Annotated in this window: 18 protein-coding genes; 11 read left to right on the top strand and 7 right to left on the bottom strand. The window is 62.1% G+C overall.

Annotated features, from left to right (window positions below):
• Positions 1 to 6 precede the first annotated feature (6 nt).
• From HPT29_RS11080 to HPT29_RS11050, 7 genes are all read left to right on the top strand, one after another.
• Positions 7 to 2,337 carry an arylsulfatase gene (locus tag HPT29_RS11080; RefSeq protein WP_173947320.1) on the top strand — a complete coding sequence of 777 codons (2,331 nt, stop codon included), beginning with the start codon at positions 7 to 9 and terminating at the stop codon, positions 2,335 to 2,337.
• A 181-nt stretch (positions 2,338 to 2,518) separates the two neighbouring features.
• A complete protein-coding gene (locus tag HPT29_RS11075) occupies positions 2,519 to 2,866 on the top strand; it encodes a YidH family protein (RefSeq protein WP_247654483.1) in 348 nt (115 codons plus the stop codon).
• Positions 2,867 to 2,917: 51 nt separating this feature from the next.
• Complete coding sequence (locus HPT29_RS11070; RefSeq protein WP_173947319.1) at positions 2,918 to 4,474, top strand: arylsulfatase; 1,557 nt, start codon at positions 2,918 to 2,920, stop codon at positions 4,472 to 4,474.
• 58 nt (positions 4,475 to 4,532) lie between these two features.
• On the top strand, positions 4,533 to 5,468 hold the full coding sequence (locus HPT29_RS11065; RefSeq protein WP_173947318.1) for an HAD family hydrolase: 936 nt from the start codon (positions 4,533 to 4,535) through the stop codon (positions 5,466 to 5,468).
• 18 nt (positions 5,469 to 5,486) lie between these two features.
• Positions 5,487 to 5,867, top strand: coding sequence for a DUF1622 domain-containing protein (locus HPT29_RS11060; protein WP_173947317.1), 381 nt, complete (start codon positions 5,487 to 5,489; stop codon positions 5,865 to 5,867).
• Between the two features lies 1 nt (position 5,868).
• Positions 5,869 to 6,096 carry a hypothetical protein gene (locus HPT29_RS11055; RefSeq protein WP_173947316.1) on the top strand — a complete coding sequence of 76 codons (228 nt, stop codon included), beginning with the start codon at positions 5,869 to 5,871 and terminating at the stop codon, positions 6,094 to 6,096.
• 421 nt (positions 6,097 to 6,517) lie between these two features.
• Positions 6,518 to 7,909 (top strand): adenylate/guanylate cyclase domain-containing protein, encoded by a 1,392-nt coding sequence (locus HPT29_RS11050; protein WP_173947315.1) that lies wholly within the window; start codon positions 6,518 to 6,520, stop codon positions 7,907 to 7,909.
• Between the two features lie 154 nt (positions 7,910 to 8,063).
• On the opposite strand, the gene HPT29_RS11045 is transcribed toward HPT29_RS11050, so the two are convergent.
• Both HPT29_RS11045 and HPT29_RS11040 read right to left on the bottom strand, forming a co-directional pair.
• Positions 8,064 to 8,777, bottom strand: a complete 714-nt coding sequence (locus tag HPT29_RS11045) for a calcium-binding protein (RefSeq protein ID WP_173947314.1) — start codon at positions 8,775 to 8,777, stop codon at positions 8,064 to 8,066.
• Between the two features lie 184 nt (positions 8,778 to 8,961).
• Entirely contained in the window at positions 8,962 to 9,441 is a 480-nt protein-coding gene (locus HPT29_RS11040; protein WP_173947313.1) for a fasciclin domain-containing protein, read from the bottom strand.
• Positions 9,442 to 9,762: 321 nt separating this feature from the next.
• On the opposite strand from HPT29_RS11040, the gene HPT29_RS11035 reads away from it, so the two are divergent.
• The 4 genes from HPT29_RS11035 (at position 9,763) to HPT29_RS11020 (ending at position 13,936) form a co-directional block, all read left to right on the top strand.
• Positions 9,763 to 10,887, top strand: coding sequence for a sensor histidine kinase (locus HPT29_RS11035; protein WP_173947312.1), 1,125 nt, complete (start codon positions 9,763 to 9,765; stop codon positions 10,885 to 10,887).
• Positions 10,888 to 10,896: 9 nt separating this feature from the next.
• Entirely contained in the window at positions 10,897 to 11,544 is a 648-nt protein-coding gene (locus HPT29_RS11030; RefSeq protein WP_173947311.1) for a response regulator, read from the top strand.
• Between the two features lie 56 nt (positions 11,545 to 11,600).
• Positions 11,601 to 12,332 (top strand): SDR family NAD(P)-dependent oxidoreductase, encoded by a 732-nt coding sequence (locus HPT29_RS11025; RefSeq protein WP_247654482.1) that lies wholly within the window; start codon positions 11,601 to 11,603, stop codon positions 12,330 to 12,332.
• 398 nt (positions 12,333 to 12,730) lie between these two features.
• Positions 12,731 to 13,936 carry a GAF domain-containing sensor histidine kinase gene (locus tag HPT29_RS11020; RefSeq protein ID WP_173947309.1) on the top strand — a complete coding sequence of 402 codons (1,206 nt, stop codon included), beginning with the start codon at positions 12,731 to 12,733 and terminating at the stop codon, positions 13,934 to 13,936.
• Positions 13,937 to 14,171: 235 nt separating this feature from the next.
• Here the strand turns inward: HPT29_RS11020 and HPT29_RS11015 are convergent, their stop codons facing one another.
• The 5 genes from HPT29_RS11015 to HPT29_RS10995 all read right to left on the bottom strand — a co-directional run bounded on the left by HPT29_RS11015 (position 14,172) and on the right by HPT29_RS10995 (position 19,616).
• Complete coding sequence (locus tag HPT29_RS11015) at positions 14,172 to 15,107, bottom strand: GGDEF domain-containing protein (protein ID WP_173947349.1); 936 nt, start codon at positions 15,105 to 15,107, stop codon at positions 14,172 to 14,174.
• Positions 15,108 to 15,144: 37 nt separating this feature from the next.
• Positions 15,145 to 17,805, bottom strand: coding sequence for a PAS domain S-box protein (locus HPT29_RS11010; protein ID WP_173947308.1), 2,661 nt, complete (start codon positions 17,803 to 17,805; stop codon positions 15,145 to 15,147).
• Positions 17,795 to 17,995 carry a type II toxin-antitoxin system ParD family antitoxin gene (locus tag HPT29_RS11005; RefSeq protein WP_173947307.1) on the bottom strand — a complete coding sequence of 67 codons (201 nt, stop codon included), beginning with the start codon at positions 17,993 to 17,995 and terminating at the stop codon, positions 17,795 to 17,797. The genes HPT29_RS11010 and HPT29_RS11005 overlap by 11 nt, the downstream gene beginning before the upstream one ends.
• Before the next feature lie 212 nt (positions 17,996 to 18,207).
• The gene (locus HPT29_RS11000) at positions 18,208 to 18,438 is read right to left on the bottom strand and encodes a hypothetical protein (RefSeq protein WP_173947306.1); all 231 of its coding nucleotides are present in this window, start codon (positions 18,436 to 18,438) and stop codon (positions 18,208 to 18,210) included.
• A 26-nt stretch (positions 18,439 to 18,464) separates the two neighbouring features.
• Positions 18,465 to 19,616, bottom strand: a complete 1,152-nt coding sequence (locus HPT29_RS10995; RefSeq protein WP_173947305.1) for a two pore domain potassium channel family protein — start codon at positions 19,614 to 19,616, stop codon at positions 18,465 to 18,467.
• Between the last annotated feature and the right edge of the window lie 29 nt (positions 19,617 to 19,645).

The following is a 19,645-nucleotide window of genomic DNA, read 5'->3' as shown; positions in this document are numbered from 1 at the left end:
ACGATCATGACCAAGAAGCCGTTTAAAGGCGTTATGAAGCTCGATGTCCGCGACTCCACGCCGGACTGGGAGCCGTTTACGCCAAACAAGGCACCGGCGGGATCACCGAACGTACTCGTCGTCTTGTACGACGACACCGGCCTTGCGGCATGGTCGCCGTTCGGCGGCGGCATCAACATGCCGACATTGCAGAGACTCGCCGACCGAGGACTGATGTACTCGCAGTGGCATACGACGGCGCTGTGCTCGCCAACCCGCTCGACCTTCCTGACCGGCCGCAATCACCATCTCAATGGCTGCTCCTGCATCACCGAAGCAGCGCAGGGCTTCCCCGGTTGGAGCGGCCGCATCCCTGACGAATGCGCCACCATCGGGCAGGTGCTTCAGGACGCCGGCTGGAGCACCTTCTGGCTCGGCAAGAACCACAACGTTCCCGAGCAGGACGTCGCCTCGGGAGCCAGCCGCTCGCAATGGCCGCTGAGCAAGGGTTTCGACCGCTACTACGGCTTCCTCGGCGGCGAGACCAACCAATGGTTCCCCGATCTCGCCGAGGACAACAGGTTCATCGACCAGCCCTATATGCCTGAAGAAGGCTACCACCTGTCGAAGGACCTGGCCGATCAGGCCCTCCAGATGATCCGCGACCAGAAGGCCAGCAGCCCCTCGAAGCCCTGGTACATGTGGTTCTGCCCGGGCGCGAACCATGCCCCGCATCATGCGCCCAAGGAATACATCGAGAAGTATAAGGGCAAGTTCGATTCAGGATACGAAGCGTACCGCGAATGGGTGCTGCCCCGCATGATCGAAAAGGGCCTGCTGCCGAAGGACACCAAGCTCACCCCGATCAACCCGCTGCCGGAGGGCGTGGCTGACCCGGCCGATGGAGTCCGTCCCTGGGACACGCTGAACGCGGACGAGAAGCGGCTGTTCTCCCGCATGGCCGAGGTTTTCGCCGGCTTCTCCGAGTACACCGACGCTCAGGTCGGCCGCATCATCGACTACCTTGAACAGAGCGGCCAACTCGACAATACGCTGGTGCTCTACTGCGCTGACAACGGCACCTCGGGAGAGGGCAGCCCGAACGGCTCGGTGAACGAGAACAAGTTCTTCAACAACTATCCGGACGAGCTCGCTGAGAACATGAAGTATCTCGACGTCCTCGGCAGCCCGGAAACCTACGGTCACTTCCCGACCGGCTGGGCGGTGGCATTCTCGACTCCGTTCCAAATGTTCAAGCGCTATTCGGAATATTCCGGCGGCACCTGCTGCCCGCTGGTGATCTCCTGGCCGAAGGGAATCAAGGCCCGGGGCGAGGTACGCAACCAGTATCACCACTCGACCGACATCGTACCGACAATCCTCGACGTCTGCGGGCTGGAGATGCCCAAGGTCTACCGGGGCGTCGAGCAGTACCCCCTGTCCGGCGTCTCAATGCGATATACGTTCGACGCCGAACCGGACGGCAAGACGAGGAAGGAGCGGCAATACTACGCCATGTTCGGCACGCGAGGCATCTGGGAGGATGGCTGGAAGGCATCTTCGCTGCATGCTCCGTTCGCCGGCAAGGGGCGGTACGAGCAGGATCAGTGGCAGCTCTACCACGTCGACGTTGACCGCTCCGAGTCGACGGACCTTGCCCAGCAGCATCCGGACAGGCTCCAGGCGCTGATTAAGGTCTGGCACAACGAAGCCGACAAGAACTTCGTCCTGCCGCTGGAAGACAGGAGTCCGGCGGAGATCCTGGGCGTGGAGCGACCTGCCGAGGAGGCGCCGCGCGAGCGGTACATCTACTATCCCGGCACGTCACCTGTGCCCGAGGGCGTCGCGGTCAACGTGCGCGGGCGCTCTTACAAGATCCTGGCCGATGTCGAGATCACCGACCCCGACTGCTCAGGCGTGATCTTCGCCCACGGGTCACGGTTCGGCGGCCATGCGCTCTTCATCAAGGACCGCAAGCTGCACTACGTCTACAACTTCCTCGGCATCAAGCCGGAGCAAAAGCTCGTCTCGGGCGAGCTCAAGCCCGGGAAGTACACGCTGGGCATGGAGTTCATCCGGGAGAAAGCCGGCCCGCACGGTGAGTCGCTCGGCAAGGCGACCCTTTACGTGAACGAGAACATCGTCGCACAGGGCGGGATGCGCACGCAGCTCGGCAAGTTCACGCTGAGCGGCGACGGCCTGTGCATCGGGCGCGACAGCGGCGACGCCGTCAGCGAAGCGTACACGGCGCCGGGAGCCTTCACGGGCGGGACGATCCTCTTCGTCGCCGTCACGGTCGAGGCGGCACAATACCTCGATCTTGAGAAGCTGGCCGCCGCGGCCCTTGCCGTCGACTGAATGCACTCGACTCAACTGCCGGGCGGTGCCTCAGCCAGCACCGCCCGGTGCCATCGGGAGACCAGACGAGATGAAGTCCGTCACAGCAAAGTCCGACCCCGACAAGATCTCCGTCGAGCTGTCCTCGCGACGGACCGGCATGTCATTTCAACGCACGCGCATGAGCGCCGATCGAACCCTCATGTCCGTGATCCGCACCTCGCTGTCGCTGATCAGCTTCGGCTTCACGATCTATCAGGTCTTCGAGAAACTTCGAGAGGCGGGAACGATTGCGCATGCCGCCGCTCCTCGCAACTTCGGGGTTGCACTCGTGCTTCTCGGCATTGCGATGCTCGTCACTGGCATCGTCTATCATGTGCAGTTCATGGTCGGTCTCCGCCAAGAACGCAAGGTGATGACCGAGTATGGCCTTATTCACGGCGAGAGCCACTTTCCTGTTTCTCTGACGCTAATCACCGCCATCGTTCTGCTCATCATAGGCGTGGCCGCCGTCATCAGCATGCTTTTCCAGGTCGGGCCATTCGGTTGAGGAGGTGCCAGCCCGACTGATCCAATCACCTTCACATTCAGGGAGCCAGACATGGCGCAGCAACCGAAGAAGCAGAACGGCAAGCCGAACATCCTCGTCATATGGGGGGACGACATCGGCATCTCGAACCTGAGTTGCTACTCGCATGGGCTGATGGGATACAGGACGCCCAATATCGACCGTCTTGCCAAGGAAGGGATGATGTTCACCGACTCTTACGGGGAACAGTCATGCACGGCCGGCCGGTCAGCTTTCATCACCGGACAGAGCGTCTACCGTACCGGCCTGTCAAAGGTCGGTATCCCGGCCGCGCCCATCGGCATGAACGAGAAGATCGTTACCATTGCGGCCCTGCTCAAGGAACAGGGCTACGCCACGGGCCAGTTCGGCAAGAACCACCTCGGCGACCTCAACCACATGCTGCCGACCAACCACGGCTTCGACGAATTCTTCGGCAATCTCTACCACCTCAATGCCGAGGAGGAGCCGGAGATGGAGGACTACCCATCGGAGAATGACTTTCCGAACTTCCGCAAGAACTTCGGCCCGCGCGGCGTCATCCATTCCTGGGCAACGAACGAGGACGATGCAACCGAGATGCCACGCTGGGGCAAGGTCGGCAAGCAGAGGATCGAGGACACCGGTCCCCTGACGAAGAAGCGCATGGAGACCTGCGACGATGAGTTCGTGGCCGCAGCCAAGGACTTCATGAAACGCCAGAGCGATGCAGGAAAGCCTTGGTTCGTCTGGCTCAACACCACGCACATGCACCTGTTCACCCATCCCAAGCCAGAGAGCAAGGGCCAGGCCGGGCGCTGGCAGTCGGACTATCACGACACAATGGTCGACCATGACAAGCTCGTGGGTGAGGTCCTTGACTACCTCGACGAGCTCGGGATCGCCGACGACACCTTCGTGCAGTACTCGACAGACAACGGCCCGCACCGGAACACATGGCCGGACGGCGGCACGACGCCGTTTCGCAGCGAAAAGAACACCAACTGGGAAGGTGCATTCCGCGTGCCGATGCTCGTGCGCTGGCCGGGACGTGTCGAGCCGGGTTCGATCAGCAACGGCATCGTGCAGCATCACGACTGGTTGCCGACGTTCCTGGCCATGGCCGGTGCATCCGACGTGGTCGACAAGCTTAAGGCCGGATACGAGGCCATAGGGCGGACCTACAGGAACCATATCGACGGCTTCAATCTGCTGCCGTTCCTCACGGGAGAGGCAAAGGAGAGCCCGCGCAACTTCTACTTCTACTTCAGCGATGACGGCGACATGCTCGCTCTGCGCTATGACAACTGGAAGCTCGTTTTCATGGAACAGCGCATGCAGGGAACATTGGGTGTGTGGGCAGAGCCGTTTGTCCGGCTGCGGCTGCCCAAGATCTTCAATCTCCGCACCGATCCCTACGAGTTCGCTCCGGTCACCTCGAACACCTACTACGACTGGATGCTGCACAACGCCTACTTCGTTTATGCAGCCCAGGCGGCTGCGGCGAAGTTCGCCGAGACCTTCAAGGAGTTTCCGGCGGTTCAGAAGCCGAACACTTTCACCATCGATGATGCCTTGGCGAAGATGTCGGAGTCTGCGAGCGGCGACTGAATGAACCTGGCCGAGCGGCAGGACCGCCGCCCGGCCACAGCATCAGCGAGGTCTGAGCATGGCGGATCAACCGCTTCCATCCTGGAACGAGGGCCCAGCGAGGTCCGCCATTCTCGACTTTGTCGCACGCGTGACAGTGGAGGGTGGACCGGATTATGTGCCGCCCTCTGAACGTATAGCGACCTTCGACAATGACGGAACTCTCTGGTGCGAGCAGCCGCTTCAGAGCCAGTTCTTTTTCGCCTTCGACCGGCTGGAAGAGCTTGCGAGGAAGGATCCAACCCTGCGCGAGCGGCAGCCCTACAAGGCCTTCCTTGAGCGGGACATTGCCGCCATTCATTCCCTTGGCAAGCAGGCTGCGTTCGAGGTGGCCTTCGCGACTCATTCCGGGATGACGGCCGACGAGTTCGCGACCATCGCTCGAAACTGGTTGATGACGGCCCGGCATCCGAAACTCGGGGTTCCTTTCACCCAATGCGTCTACCGACCTCAGATCGAGCTCCTGTCCTATCTGCGGGCAAACGGCTTCAAGATTTTCATCGTCTCGGGCGGTGGCATCGAGTTAATCCGGGCCTTCGCCGAGGATAATTATGGTGTCCCGCCCGAGCAGGTCATCGGGTCGAGCGTTCGGCTCCGCTTCGAAGGCAGCGGAGGGCGCGCCGACCTGGTGCGACTGTCGGAACTCAACAGTTTCGACGACCGCGAGGTGAAGCCGGCCAACATCGCCCTGCACATCGGCCGGCGCCCGATCCTGGCCTTCGGCAATTCCGATGGGGATCTCGCGATGCTGCGCTACACGCTCGCCGGCAATGGACAGCGTCTCGCCCTGCTGCTGCACCATGACGATGAAGAGCGGGAGTTCGCCTACGACCGCGAGTTCAGGCTGAGCCCTCTGGTCGAAGCGCTGGATAAGGCCGCGGAGTACGGGATTACCGTGGTTGGGATGAAGCGATCCTGGAAGACCGTCTTTCCGGATGGGCCACCCCCTTCTTAATCACAGACGGAGGTGACGATGAGGGAATGGCTGATCGCCATCACGGAATACGCAGTCGCGGTGATCGATGCGATGGCCCTCGCTATCGTCTTGTTCGGCACCATCGAAGCCTTTGTCTCCGGTCTGCGCATGATGTTTGCGGGAAGCGCCACGAACATCCAGAGGCGGGAGATCTGGCTGCGCTACGCCCGCGTGCTGGTCGCCGGGCTGACCTTTCAGCTCGGGGCGGACATCATCGAGACATCGATCACAAACGACTGGGAAGCGGTTGGCCGTCTCGGCGCCATCGCGGTGATCCGCACCTTTCTCAACTACTTCCTGGAACGTGACCTGACCGAGATCCGTGAACTCCAACACGAACGGACCGCAGAGCGGGCGAAGGAATCGGGAGGAGCCTAGGATGAATCGTCGGCAAGTTCTCTCCCTGTTCGCAATGGGCCTGATTGCCTTCTGGCTGCCGCTGACGAAGCCCCAGTCGCAAGTTCCCGTGCCCGACCCGCTTCCATCCTGGAACGGCGGGGCCGCCAAACAGGCCATCATCGACTTCGTAGAGCGGGCGACCCAGGGGCGCGGGTCCGACTTCGTGCCGGTCGAAGCATCATCGCCGGGGACCTACGGGCTCTCCTGACCGCGGGCGAGAAAGATCTGCTGGAGATCATGACCGTGACCCACTCGGGAATCATCACGGTCGAATTCGACAAGGCTGTCAGGGACTGGCTTGCGAAGGCACGCCACTCGACGAAGGATCGCCTCTCTACCGACCTCGCCTAGCTGCCTCAGATCGCGCTTCTCAGACACCTGCGGTCGAATGGCTTCAAGACCTTCATCGTGTCAGGCGGCGGCATCGGTGCCAGGCAAGTTTCCGTTGCGAATCGAGCGCATTCCATAAGAACTGAGCTCCCCGCGTCTTTAGAATATCCGGTTCGATGAGGATTCCAGATTCTGGCCTCGAGCCTTCCCATTGCCGTTTCCGCTCGCACCGTGCAAAGCCCTTGTCGGAATGCTACAAGGTTTAGATCCAGAGCTTCCTGGATCCTCAGAGCGAGCATATGTCTGATTTGGCAGCCCGGAGTATCGGCTTTGCGTCCAGGACCTTGGAGGGGCTTCAATCGCTTTGGTCCCTCAGGAACTCACAAGTTCGTCTTCAGGCGAGCATCCGTCAGGCAGAGCTCGAAGGCCTCCAGTTCGCCTTCTACGCTCGCCTGACCGCGATCATCGTTGTTTCGGTCTGGCTGATCTGGCTCGTACCGTGGCCACGCGATCTCTACTACGGAGCCTACGCCTTCGGGTTCTTCTTCCTGGGCTACGTTCCGTACCGCCTGCGGCACCATCGTCATGGCGAGGCACTCAAGCTCGGCTTTATCATCCTCGATGTGGCCTTGGTGACCGCCGCGATCGTTGTCCCGCCGCCGGCCAGTCTCGGCGGCGAGTGGCCGATCCAGACCCGCCTCCGTGGGCAGGAATTCCTCTACGTTCTCCTTCTCCTCGGCGAGGCTGCTCTCACCTACTCCCCGAGAAGGGTGCTCTGGACGGGTGTATCGATCCTCGTCATCTGGTCGATTGGCGTCTTCATGATCTACTCCCTGCCGGACACTCTACGGTTCAACGATGCGGCTACGGAGGGCGCGCTCACGTCAGTCGCGGTCCTGGATCTCTCCTTCAGGCCGACCTTTGTCGGTCTGACGGCCTGGTACACCCAGCTTGTTGCGACCTCCCTGTTCACCCTGCTCATCACCCTTGCCGTCTGGCGCAGCCGAAGGACACTGTTGAACCAGGTCGAGGCCGAGGTCGTGCGCGCGGATCTCGCTCGCTACGTCTCTCCGGACGTGGCCGAAGCTCTCGCCAGCCGTGGCGGGACCGCGTTCGGAGAGCCGGCGACACGGACGGTGGCCGTCCTGTTTGCAGACATCGTCGGCTTCACCAGGCTTACTGAGACCCTCTCGCCCGAGCGTACGTTTGCCCTGCTGCGCAGTTTCCAGGAGCGGAGTAGCGCCATCGTGTTCAAGCATGGCGGGACGCTCGACAAGTACCTCGGCGATGGCTTCATGGCGACCTTCGGCTCCATCGGCCTGCAACCGGACGCGCCAGCCCGCGCGCTCGCGTGCGCCTTCGAACTCCAGCAGGAGATCGAGCGCTGGAGCCGAAAAAGGTCCGGGCGCGGCGCGGATCCGCTGCGTGTCTCGGTCGGAGTCCATTGCGGTCCGGTGACGGTAGGCAATCTCGGCGGCAGGGAACGCATCGAGTTTACCGTCGTGGGAGACGTCGTGAACGTAGCCAGCAGGCTCGAGGAGGTGACGCGCGACATTGGCGGCTCGATCATCGCGTCGGAGGATTGCATACGCGCCGCAGCAGATCTGGGATGGCTGAAGAGATTCCAATCCTCCCGCCAAGTTCACTTGCGCGGCAGGCAGCAAGGCATCCTCGTTCACATCGCCACGTGACAGATAAGGCTTACATCCTGGCGAGTTTGATACACCCACCGTGCTGAAATCGGTTGAGCAATCGGTCGATGCCGATCACCCGTCGGGTCAGCCGCGGGGCAGGTGACACATCGCGCCGCTGCCGAGCCGCCCCATTCTGGGCTTAAAGTCAGAGTTAGTAGTCTGCAAACAAAACGAACGGGTCGAGCGCCGTAAGTCCCTGCTCGTTCGGCGGAAACTGCTCGAGGAACCGCGCGACCTCGCGGAACGCAAGATCGCCCAGGAAAGTCTGGGATAGACGCTGCCCGACCTCGGGAACACCGAGCCCTTCTGCCTCGAAGGCGGCGAGCACAGGCACAAGGTCGACCTTGCCCTCCTCGACCCGTGCAACATTGGCGAGGATTTCCGGTGCAATGTCTAGCCTGTCGCGACCATTCCCGAAGTCGAGCGCGATCACGGTATCCCGCGCACCATTTCCGACGATCTCCTGGCCAATGAAGAAGGTGTCGTTCCCGGCGCCACCGAAGTGGATGCCGAGACTCTCCCCGGTATCGGTCAGGTCATTGCCCTGATTGCCGAGCGCGTAGTCCGCACCCTTGCCGGTGCGGATCACATCCTCGCGGAAGTTCCCCCACAGGGAGTCGGCCCCATCTCCGCCCAAAAGGCGGTCACGGCCGAAGCGGCCATTCACGACAATGTCGTCGCCATAGGTCCGGACGACGTCTCTGCCGAAGCCGAGATCGACCGTGACCTCGTCGGCGCGCACCCGAACGGTGTCACGACCAAAGCCTGTGAATACGACGCTGCCGTCCTCGTCGATGGTTACTCTGTCATTCCCGAAGGACCCGAAAGCCCAAGGGTCCAGCCCAAGGTCGTAATGGTAAAACATCGCTGAAATCCTCGAGCAAAGGGATGCAGTTGCCAAAGGCAAGCGACCCTAGAGTGTCGCTGTACTGCGCGTTCTACCGCACGAGTGGCGCACGCGGTCGTTGCGCCACTCGATCACGACTAGGTGATCCTGTGCCGCGAGAAGGCGGATGGTGGTGCTCCACCATCCGAGCGTTCGGCAGGTCTTACGACCTCGGCATGATTACGCTGTCAATCACATGAATGACGCCGTTCGACGCGTTCACGTCAGCCTGAGTCACAACCGCCTCATTGACCTTGACGGCATTGCCGCTGGCATCGATCCGCACGGCTGTACCCTCCACGGTCTGGGCACTGGTCGTCTTGCCCTTGAGATCACCGGATTTCACGTTCCCAGCCACGACGTGATAGGTCAGTACCTTCTGCAGCTGAGCCTTGTTCTCGGGCTTCAGGAGGTTCTCAACCGTTCCGGCTGGGAGCTTCTTGAAGGCCTCGTCCGTGGGGGCAAACACGGTGTACGGCCCCTGCCCCTTGAGCGTATCGACGAGGCCAGCGGCTTGCAGCGCGGCCGTGAGGGTCTTGAAGTTGCCGTTGGTCACCGCAGTTTCGACGATATCCGCCGCAGCAGCCGGAGACGCCGTCGCAAGCATGGCAATTACGGCATAGGCTCGATATGTTGCAGTCATTGCTTTCTCCCTGTCCTAGTGGCTGTGCCCTTGGCGTTCACCAGCACCAGCTAGGATTGGTATGAGGGGGAGCGTGCCCATTGTTCATCGGGAGTTTCCTGAGGAGACCCGGAAAATCTCCGTAGGCGGAGCGCTTTCCCTTGTACTGCCGGGAAAAGACCGCAAGCATTGAAGATCGTTCCTCTTCGTCGACCTGCAGCCAAGGTTGAGGCCAATATGGATAATCCCAAACCAAGCCCGATCCCATCGACAGTTCCCCAATCTCCCCGCGCGGCGCGGCGGACCAAGCCTCGGACGAGGCGCGCTCGCCGACTGCCGACCTTGATCGCGCCCGGTGTGGAGGCAGAGACCCTGCTGCGCTCGACGCTGGATGCCCTGTCGGCCCATATCGCCGTGCTGGATGAGGTGGGCACCATCATTGCGGTCAATCAGGCTTGGCGAACTTTTGCCCACGCCTCCGGCTATGCCGACGAGAACCATGGGGTTGGAATGAACTACCTCGCCGTCTGTGAGACGGCCGCACCCCTGTCAAAGGAGGCTGCGAGGACTGCGCAGGCCCTACGGGAGATCATGGCAGGCGTCCGCGCCGAGTTCCGTATGGAGTATCCTTGCCGCAGTCCCGAGGGACCACGTTGGTTCCAGGTCCGCGTGACGCGACCGGATCAGGCGCCAACACGCCGGATCGTGATCGCGCATGAGGACATCACCGAGGTCAAACGCACGCAGCAGGAACTGGCCCGGTTGAGCGGTCGCCTCATGCATCTGCAGGACGAGGAACGGCGAGCCATCGCGCGTGAACTGCACGATACAACGGCCCAGAACCTTCTTGCCATCACATTGAATACCTCCCGCCTGCGTGGACAACTCGACCACGTGGAGGAGCCCGTCCATCGCATTCTTGAGGAGACGTTCGACCTGGCGGAACAGAGTCTTCAGGAGGTTCGCACGTTGTCCTACCTGCTCCACCCTCCGCTCCTCGATGACGTCGGGCTCGTGGCTGCCTTGAGCTGGCTCGCGAGAGGGTTCTCCGAGCGGAGCGGCGTCCAAGTCGATATCAGCATCGATGATGGAGCCGCCCCTTCCTCACAGCCTGTCGCCACCGCCCTGTTTCGGGTCGCCCAGGAAGCACTCTCCAACGTCCACCGGCACTCCGGCAGTAAGAGGGCGCGGCTCGCGCTCTACCAAACAGACGACAACGTTCGGCTCGACATTGTTGATGCCGGCATCGGGCTCAAAGCTCCCGCGCATGCGAATGGAGAGGAGACCCGGTTGATCGGCATCGGAATCTCGGGAATGCGCTTGCGTCTGGAGCAACTCGGCGGTCAGTTGGAGATCAAGTCAGGCCCCTCGGGGACCCGGGTGAGCGCCAGCCTGCCCATTCAATCAATCAGTCCGGATGATTGCCCACCAAACGAACGACCCAGACTGCATACTAATGGGCTCTGAGGACGTGCCATGCTGCGCATTCTTCTTGCTGACGACCATGACATCGTCCGGCGCGGGCTCAAGGATCTCCTGGAGCAGCACATGACATGGCAGGTCTGCGCCGAGGCGTCCAATGGGCGAGAGGCGGTCGACCTCGCCTTTCAGCATCGACCCCATGTCGCGGTGATCGATCTGTCCATGCCAGAGCTCAATGGCCTGGAAGCGACCCGCCGTATTCGCCAGAGCCTGCCGAACACCGAGGTTTTGATCTTCACGATGCACGAGAGTGAGGAGTTGATCCGCGAGGTGCTAGAGGCTGGGGCCCGAGGTTACCTGCTCAAATCCGATGCGGTCCGGCAGTTGATCCCGGCTGTGGAAAGCCTGTCGCAAAAAAAACCTTTCTTTATCGGGCGTGTGTCGGAGGTTGTTCTGGACGGCTTTCTCAAAGGCGGACCGGCGATACCGGCTCATCCCACGACCGAGCGGCTGACCTCACGCGAACGCGAGATCGTCCAGCTTCTAGCTGAAGGCAAGAGCAACAAGCAGATTGCGCGTCTTCTGGATCTCAGCGTCAAGACGGTGGAGACCCACCGGACAGCTGCGATGCGGAAGCTGGAACTCAATTCGCTGCCTGACCTGGTCCGGTACGCGATCAGGATGCAGATCATCCAAGCCTAAATCGCGGGCGCAGTAAATTGGTGACTCTCATGCGTCCACCTTCAGGATCCTTGCATTTGCCCAGTCTCGAGCGGCCGGCTCGAGCGCTCGTGATCGGCGCGTCCGGCGGCATCGGATCGGCCGTCACAGATCTTCTTGCGTCAGACGGGTTCGAAACCGTTCATGCGCTGTCCCGATCGGGCGCTGGCCGAAGCCTGGCTGGAGTGCGGGCGGGACGGATCGACATCGACAATGAGGCGAGCATTGCCGCCGCAGCCGAGCGACTCGTCGAAGGCGCTCCGCTGCGCTTCATCCTGGTGGCAACAGGCCTGCTTCACGATGCCACCCTCCAGCCCGAGAAAACCTATCGGGCCCTCGATCCAGAGCAGCTCCTCCGCAGCTTCCGAATCAATGCGATCGGCCCTGCCCTCATCGGAAAGCATATGCTCCCGCTCCTGCCGAAAGTCGGCAAGAGCGTCTTTGCTGTCCTCTCGGCGCGTGTCGGCAGCATCGAAGACAACCGGCTTGGCGGCTGGTACGGCTACCGGGCGTCGAAGGCGGCCCTGAACCAGCTGGTGCGAACCTTTGCGATTGAACTCGGCCGCCAGACGCGGGACGCCGTCTGTGTCGCTCTCCACCCTGGAACGGTCGATACAGCTCTGAGCCATCCCTTCCAAGCCGGGCTCGCGGTCGACCAGGTGTTCTCCCCGCTGTATTCGGCCAAGCGCCTGCTTGCTGTCACAGATGCCCTGACGGCCGCGCACACTGGTCAGTTCTTTGCCTGGGATGGACAACCGATACGCTTTTAAGAAGGGAGCGTGTGTTGCACGATCGTTCCCGATGGCGCGTGCCCAACTTCTCAATCGTGTCCCGATCCCCGTTCCTTGGCCCTTTCGGAGAGATATCCGTCCCGCCCGAACGCATACAGGCGATCTCATCCGCGCGAGCCAACGAAGGAACCTCCGCACGGAGCTGAAGAGTACGGGACGGCAGATGTAACAAAGGTTCGCTCCGTGCCTCACGTTCGGACCAAAACCATTCTTCCGGGGAGTGCTAGAAGGCGTTGTTCCTTGCAATTCACTCTACGACCGGGACCAAAAGCGAAGGCATGAGGTCGGACAATGCAACTGAGTTCCGCGGCATGCATCCGTAACATGACACACCAGCCAATTCTGGTAAGGTGCCCATCCACAGGGGGCCTTGAGAAGTGACGACCAACTTTGAGGCGGATCTTGCCGCCATCGACCGGATCCAGGCTGTCCCAACCATTCTGGAAGTCATTTGCCGCACCACCGGTATGGGCTTCGCGGCGGTGGCTCGGGTGAGCGAGGACCGCTGGATTGCCTGTGCCGTGCGCGACAACATCCAGTTCGGCCTCCGGCCCGGCGGCGAGCTGAAGCTCGAGACCACGATCTGCCATGAGATCCGTCAGGCTGGGACAGAGGTGGTCATCGACCATGTGGCCGAGGATCCGACCTACTGTCGCCATCACACCCCTGCCATGTACGGCTTCCAAAGCTACATCTCGATGCCGGTTGTCCTTGCGGATGGCACCTTCTTCGGCACTCTGTGCGCCATTGATCCCCGTCCGGCACGGCTGAACAACCCTGAGACCATCGGCATGTTCAAGCTGTTCGCCGAGCTGATCGGCTTTCATCTGAGTGCCGGCGAGCGCCTGACCGCCAGTGAGGCTGACTTGGCCACGAGCGAGGCGGACCTTCTGGATGAGCGCAGGACCTCCGAGCTACGGGAGCAGTTCATCGCAGTGCTGGGCCACGACCTGCGCAATCCGCTCGCCTCGATCGATGCCGGAGCAAAGATGCTTCGACGAGAGTCTCTGAGCCCGGAGGGGAGCACCATCGTCGGCCTGATCCAGAACAGCGTCGGACGCATGGCCGAGTTGATCGACAATGTGCTCGACTTTGCCCATGGCCGCCTGGGAAGTGGCCTTACCCTGGACCGGGACGCCCACGTACCGCTGGGAGAAGTGCTGGAGCAGGTCGTCGATGAGCTGCGGGCAGCCTGGCCCGAGCGGCGGATCGACACGCATTTGAATGTGACCAAGACTGTGAGCTGCGACCGTGCTCGCATGGCGCAGTTGCTGTCGAACCTGGTGGCGAACGCCCTGACCCACGGTGCGAGTGAAAAACCCATCGTGGTTCGTGCCGCAACCCTGGATGGTAGCTTCGAGCTCTCGGTCGCCAACCAGGGCGAGCCGATTCCCCCCGCTACCTTGAAGCGCCTGTTCCAACCCTTCTTCCGCGTGGCGGCGCGCCCGAGCCAGCAGGGACTAGGGCTGGGCCTCTACATTGCCTGCGAGATTGCCCGCGCTCATGGTGGATCACTCGATGTGACCTCCGATCAGGAAGAGACACGTTTTACTTTCAAGATGCCGCTCGTCCAGGGGTTCTGAGGAACTCGTCCGGCTCGTGGGTGTGCGACAAGGGAATGTCCGCACAGGGTCACCCTCTGCCAATCCCCTGACTTCAGGAACGTCCGGTGTTCCTCGCGAGAGCAGACTTTGGGTCTACTTCCGAGAGGTGCCACGAACAGACCTTCATGCCATAGCCGATTGAACGAAGTCGGCATCTCGCACCTTCCATCGAGAGTGCCAGATCGCCGACAGAATTTGCGGTGAAGCCAGTTCCTCAGCCTTCTTCGGCAGAGCCGATCTTCGTGCGGTTCCGTCCTTCGGCCTTGGCGGTGTACAGGGCCCGATCCGCTCGGCGGAGGATCGAACTGCGGTCATCGTCCGGCAGGGCCTCTGCCACACCTGCACTGAAGGTAGAAGGCAGTTCGAGCCCATTGTGCTTCAGCGTCGCCGCAGGAAAGCCGTCCCGAATGCGCTCGATAATTCGCACGGCATGGTCAAGCCGAACCTCGGGCAGCAGCAGGAACTCCTCCCCGCCCGTCCGACCCAGGTGATCCTGCGCCCGCACCCTCGCTTGGCAGGACCGTGCAAAATGCTCGAGGACCGCATCACCCGCCTCGTGCCCATGCGTATCGTTGATGACTTTGAAGTGATCAATGTCGAGCACGGCGATGCATAACCCAGCTTCGGTTGCCTCGCTGGTGGCGAGGACTGCATCAAGCAGCCCCAGGGTATGGCGGCGGTTTGGCAATCCTGTGAGCTGATCGGTCTGGGATGCTTTGAGCGCCGCCTCATGGGCTTGGCGCAAGGACTTCTCATTGTTCTTCAAGGCCGTGATGTCAGCCCCCACGGACAGGATCCAGCCGTTCGGGAGGATCGTATGATCAATCCAAAACCAGCGGCCGTCGACCAGATCGGTCTCGAAGGACTTACGGGGCACACACCGTCGCCGGGCCAGGGTCCTGGCCAGGAAGGCCTCGACATCCCCGTCATCGATCCGCACACCAAGTCCGTTTCTGTGCGCGTGGCGGGTGATGTCGGCGAAGGTGAAAGGACCCTCATAGTTGCCCAAGAACATGCCCCAATACGTCTTGTTGGCGTAGCGCAGGTTGTCCTCGGCATCGAAGATGGACACGGCCTGCCCGCTTTCAGTGAGAGCTTCCACAAGGCAGCGAAGGGCTTCGTCGTCGCGATCGATAGAGAAGGAGGTCATTGAATCCTGCGGTTGGAACGACAGGTGCAATCGCCACTCATGACGGATCCGTTCCTGCCTTGCCGTCGGCGGCATTCAGCGGCACATTCATGGTGCACACGATGCCTGCGGGTTCATACGACAGACGAACACTGCCACCGAGATCCTGCGCCAGACCCCGTTCGATCAGGCGCGTGCCGAAGCCGCGGCGGGTCGGAGGCGCCACGGGTGGCCCATTGCTTTCCTGCCACCGGAGGGCGACGCGAGGCATGCTATCCAGGGTCACCGCCCAGACGATGGTGACAGACCCCGCCGGTATCGAGAGAGCCCCGTACTTCGCGGCATTCGTGGCAAGCTCGTGAACCGCCATGGCAATCGTCAGCGCCTGTGGTGGGCTCAGGCGCAACCGGGGTCCCTCGATCCCGAACCGCCCCGGGTTCCCGCGCGCGTAGGGCTCGACCACCTCGTCGATGATCTGCCGGATTTCCGCGCCTTCCCAGTTCTCGCGGGTCAGCACGTCGTGAGCCCGTGCCAGAGCGAACAGGCGATCCTCGAAGGATTGAAGCTTCGGCCGGCTTTCCTCCCCGAGTTGCCGCAGGCTCTGGGCTGCCATGGCTTGCACCGTGGCCAGCGTGTTCTTCACCCGGTGGTTCAGCTCGTTGATCAGCAGCCGCTGGTGTTCCTCCCAGCGCTTGCGCTCGGTGATGTCGAACGCGATCCCTGTTGCCTTGATCTGCGGGGCACCGTCAGCCGCAGCCTTGACCTCCAGCTCGGCGCGGACGAGCAACCAATGATGCGAGCCGTCGGGCCAGATGACCTCGAGTTCGCCCTCGGCATTGCGGTCCCCACGCGCGAGCGCCGCAGCCGCAGCCGCCCGGAGGCCTTCCCGCGCTCCTGGGGCGTAGCGCGACCTGATGTCCTCAGTGCTCGGGGCTGCATCCGCCGGGAAGCCCAGCAGAAGGTTCAGTTCAGGCGAGATGGTGATGGTGTTGGTGCGGGTGTCGCTCTGCCAGACAGCCATTCGCCCCGCATCCAGAGCCAATCTTAGGCGGGCCTCGCTCGCGCGCAGCGCCACTTCAGCCTCATGGCGTGCGGTAAGGTCGACCGTGACCGCGAGCAGAGTCTCGGACTGTCCCTCCGCCCGGCTCAGGCGCGTGATGCTGCTGTTGGCCCAGACAAGGGTGCCATCCGGCCGCAGGTAACGCTTGTCCAGCGACACGGGCCCTCCCGTCTCCAAGGCCTCTGCGACGGCCCTTCGGCTCGGCGGAATGTCAGCGGCAGCGGTCACGTCCAGGATCCCGAGCCCAAGCAATTCCTCGCGGGAGCGGCCAAGAAGACGGCACAACTCATCGTTCACGCGCAGGAAGTGCCCATCGAGGCTGACCTCGGACAAGCCAGCGGCGGCTTGATCAAAGATGGAGGCCAGGCGGGCCTCGCTCTCTTGCCGCGCCGCGTCGATCCGCTTCTTTCTAGTCAAGTCGATGCACACCGCAACCATGGTGCGCGGCCTGCCGGCATCGTCGTAGACCGGTGACACTGCATTCCTGACCCAGACCGTTTGGCCATCTGGACGCAGGTAGCGCTTCTCGATCTCGAACGCCTCTCCTGTTTCGGGCACCCGCTGGAATTCACGAAGATTGGCGGGCAGATCCTCGGGATGAGTGAGGTCCTGCATCCGCAGGCCACCCAGAAGTTCCTCACGCGTGTGCCCGACGATCGTGCAGAACCGGTCGTTGACCCGCAGGAAGCGGCCCGAGAGGTCGCATTCCACGAGGCCCGCCGCGGCCTGGGCGAAGACCGCCGTGAGATGAGCCTCGCTCTCGCGCAGGGCAAGCTGGGAGCGGACGTGCTCGGTGACGTCATGCCCCTGGACGAAGATGCCCATAACCCGGCCTCGGGCATCCCTGATCGGCTGAAAGACGAAGTCGACGTAGCGGGTTTCCCGGGGAGCGCCGGCCTGCCTCTGGAGGCTGACCGCCCTCTGGTGCCCGACGTAAGGCGTTCCCGTGGCGTAGACCTCATCCAGGAGTTCGACAATGCCTTGTCCCGCAAGTTCCGGCAGCGCCTCGCGTACGGTCTTCCCGATCAGGTCGCGGTGCCCGATGTGGTCGAGATGGGCGGCATTCGCCATCTCGTAAACGTGATCGGGCCCCCTGAACATCGCCATGATGCCGGGAGCCTGCTCGAACATCTCGCGCAGGCGCTCGCCTTCCTGGGCCGTCCGTTGCTCGGCCAGCACCCGCTCGGTGGTCTCGACCACGATGGCGAGCACACCTCCGGGCCGCCCGCTCTCGTCGAGCACCGGGCTGTAGTCCAGGTTCATCCAGACCTGTTCGGGAACGCTGTTGCGGTGGAGCGTCAGTTCCTGGTCGCGGTAGGACAGCGTGCCGCCGGACAAGCCCACGCGCATGACGTTGGCATTGAATTCAGCGACCTCCGGCCAGCCTTCCAGCACCCCGGCGCCGAGCACGCGCGGGTGCCGCCCGGCGGCGAAGACCGTATAGGCATCGTTGTAGATCATGACCCCGTGCGGCCCCCAGAGCAGGACCATGGGAACCGGGGAGCGAAGCATGAGGCTGACCGTGGTCCGCAGGCTCTGCGGCCAGTCGGAGATCGGTCCAAGCCGAGTCCCGATCCAATCATGGACGCGGATGAGCGCACCCATCTCGCCCCCGCCCTCAAGGAAGTCCGAGCCTAGGGTGGAACCGCTATCGAGCATGGATGTCGCGCTTTTCTTTGCCGGACCGGCTACGCTTTGTCTCGATCTCGCTCTCACGCTCATCAAGCAAACGCAGGGCCGCACGCACGACCTCGCTGGCGCTGCGGTAGCGGCCGCTCCTCACCTTGGCGGCGATGAAGGCAGTCAGTTCAGGGGTGAGCGACGCGGTGATCGTGGATTTGGAGGGCATGGCAGGGAGGTGGGGTGAGAAAGGTTCTTACCCTGTAGCAGCGAACGTTAGGCTTCGCCATTAACCTATGTTGTTGGTCCACGCGCTGCGTCGTTCCTCCCCGATCCCTGTCAGAGGGGCCGAACAGGGTTCCGAGTGCTTCAGGAGCGTCCGGTATTCGCCGTCAGAGCTGACCCTCGGTGCACTTCTGGGAAGTGCCAAAAAGAAGACGTTCATGCGATGCTACGATGGATTGCGTCGAAGCCAAGGTCCGTCAATTCGACTGTCCCGGCATCCGGCACGGTCACGTATCCAAGCTGCTTCAACTCGGAAACGGCCACGGCAACAACAGGATCTGTTCCGAAGTGTGCATCCAGCGTTGCCATTGTCATGCGTGCGCCGGGCTTTCGGTGGGTCTCACGAAAGAACCCGAAGATCTCGCAGGCCGTCTCGCTGAGCGGCATTGTCGCCTCCATCGGATCGGCTCCCGCTATTCGGCCACATGCAGGCGGACCCTCGGATCGTGCGGGCGGTCCTTCGATCCTAAACGGCTCATTGCCGTATCGATCTCCTCCATGCTGTAAGCCATCGAGGGAGCCAGGTTCGTGATGTGATGGTCCCATTGCATTCGGCAGGCGATGTAAGCCTCGGCACCGGCCTGCACATCAACCGTGATTTCGATCCCCGCCCGCTGAAGCCGAAGCAGGGCATCACGGTAACGTGCTCGCCATCGGTCTCGGGTCTGCTGATCCGGGTCGGCCTCCCGGTCCGGTGCCCCATGGGGGAGAAAGGTGTCCTCCAAGGTGGTGACCAGCATCATCGACGCTTCCCACAGCTGCGCGACGGCTCCTGCCTCCTTCAGCCAGCCATCCTTTTGATCATTCAGGGCGCTCTTGATCAGGCTCACCGTGTCCAATGCGACCAGCGTGGAACGGGACACCGAGTGGTATGGGTCGCTGAAGCGGAAATAGAACAGCACCGGGTAGAAGTGATGTGCCTCCTTGGCTTGGGTCATCTCAACGGCGAGCTCCGACAGGTTCGTGTAGCCACCACTGAACTGCCCCTGAGGTCCGAGACGTGCCAGCAGTTCGGCGGCATCGCCTGTGCACCCTGAGAGGAAATGGATGTTCATGGCCAGCACGTTCCGCCGCTGGAGCGCTGTATAGACCTGCATCAGATAGGTCAGCGTCAGCGACATCACCGACATGCCGATCAGCGAGTTGAACAGGAAGAGCAGCCGTGTCGGGCTCGTGTGTGGGGTGAAGTCACTCGCCCCGACGATGGCCATGCTGGTACCACCGGCATACATCGTGGTGACGAAGTCGGTGGGTGTCTCGCCGTTGCTGGCACGGATGGAGGTGCCGAGTTCCGGGTGCATGATCAACGCCGCCCCGAGCGTCAGCCCGAGAGCCCAAACACCAACCAGCAGCACGAGGATGACTGGACCGCAGAAGGACAGAGCCGCTCCTCGTCTGGAGCCGAAAACTGTCGAGCCTTTAACGAATGTAGTCCAGACCAGCCGCGCGATCCTGGAGCCAATGATGCTGGTGCCGATCCGGGCGTAGAGCACAGTCAGAAAGATATCGAGCAAGATGACCAGGATCAGCAGTATTCCAAGGCCCTGCTCCAGTCGCCCCATCATGGCAGACCTCCTGTTATCCCAACTGCTCC

The sequence above is a fragment of the Microvirga terrae genome (assembly GCF_013307435.2).
Lineage (GTDB): Bacteria > Pseudomonadota > Alphaproteobacteria > Rhizobiales > Beijerinckiaceae > Microvirga > Microvirga terrae.
This window is presented reverse-complemented; position numbering and strand designations above follow the sequence as displayed.

Excerpts from the sequence above, each read along its gene's own strand:
- HPT29_RS11065 (WP_173947318.1), top strand. The coding sequence starts at position 4,533 with ATGGCGGATCAACCGCTTCCATCCTGGAACGAGGGCCCAGCGAGGTCC.
- HPT29_RS11005 (WP_173947307.1), bottom strand. The coding sequence starts at position 17,995 with ATGCCCTCCAAATCCACGATCACCGCGTCGCTCACCCCTGAACTGACT.
- HPT29_RS11055 (WP_173947316.1), top strand. The coding sequence starts at position 5,869 with ATGAATCGTCGGCAAGTTCTCTCCCTGTTCGCAATGGGCCTGATTGCC.
- HPT29_RS11050 (WP_173947315.1), top strand. The coding sequence starts at position 6,518 with ATGTCTGATTTGGCAGCCCGGAGTATCGGCTTTGCGTCCAGGACCTTG.
- HPT29_RS11080 (WP_173947320.1), top strand. The coding sequence starts at position 7 with ATGACCAAGAAGCCGTTTAAAGGCGTTATGAAGCTCGATGTCCGCGAC.
- HPT29_RS11000 (WP_173947306.1), bottom strand. The coding sequence starts at position 18,438 with ATGCCGCTCAGCGAGACGGCCTGCGAGATCTTCGGGTTCTTTCGTGAG.
- HPT29_RS11010 (WP_173947308.1), bottom strand. The coding sequence starts at position 17,805 with ATGCTCGATAGCGGTTCCACCCTAGGCTCGGACTTCCTTGAGGGCGGG.
- HPT29_RS11015 (WP_173947349.1), bottom strand. The coding sequence starts at position 15,107 with ATGACCTCCTTCTCTATCGATCGCGACGACGAAGCCCTTCGCTGCCTT.
- HPT29_RS11030 (WP_173947311.1), top strand. The coding sequence starts at position 10,897 with ATGCTGCGCATTCTTCTTGCTGACGACCATGACATCGTCCGGCGCGGG.
- HPT29_RS11070 (WP_173947319.1), top strand. The coding sequence starts at position 2,918 with ATGGCGCAGCAACCGAAGAAGCAGAACGGCAAGCCGAACATCCTCGTC.
- HPT29_RS11045 (WP_173947314.1), bottom strand. The coding sequence starts at position 8,777 with ATGTTTTACCATTACGACCTTGGGCTGGACCCTTGGGCTTTCGGGTCC.
- HPT29_RS11075 (WP_247654483.1), top strand. The coding sequence starts at position 2,519 with ATGTCCGTGATCCGCACCTCGCTGTCGCTGATCAGCTTCGGCTTCACG.
- HPT29_RS11060 (WP_173947317.1), top strand. The coding sequence starts at position 5,487 with ATGAGGGAATGGCTGATCGCCATCACGGAATACGCAGTCGCGGTGATC.
- HPT29_RS11040 (WP_173947313.1), bottom strand. The coding sequence starts at position 9,441 with ATGACTGCAACATATCGAGCCTATGCCGTAATTGCCATGCTTGCGACG.
- HPT29_RS10995 (WP_173947305.1), bottom strand. The coding sequence starts at position 19,616 with ATGATGGGGCGACTGGAGCAGGGCCTTGGAATACTGCTGATCCTGGTC.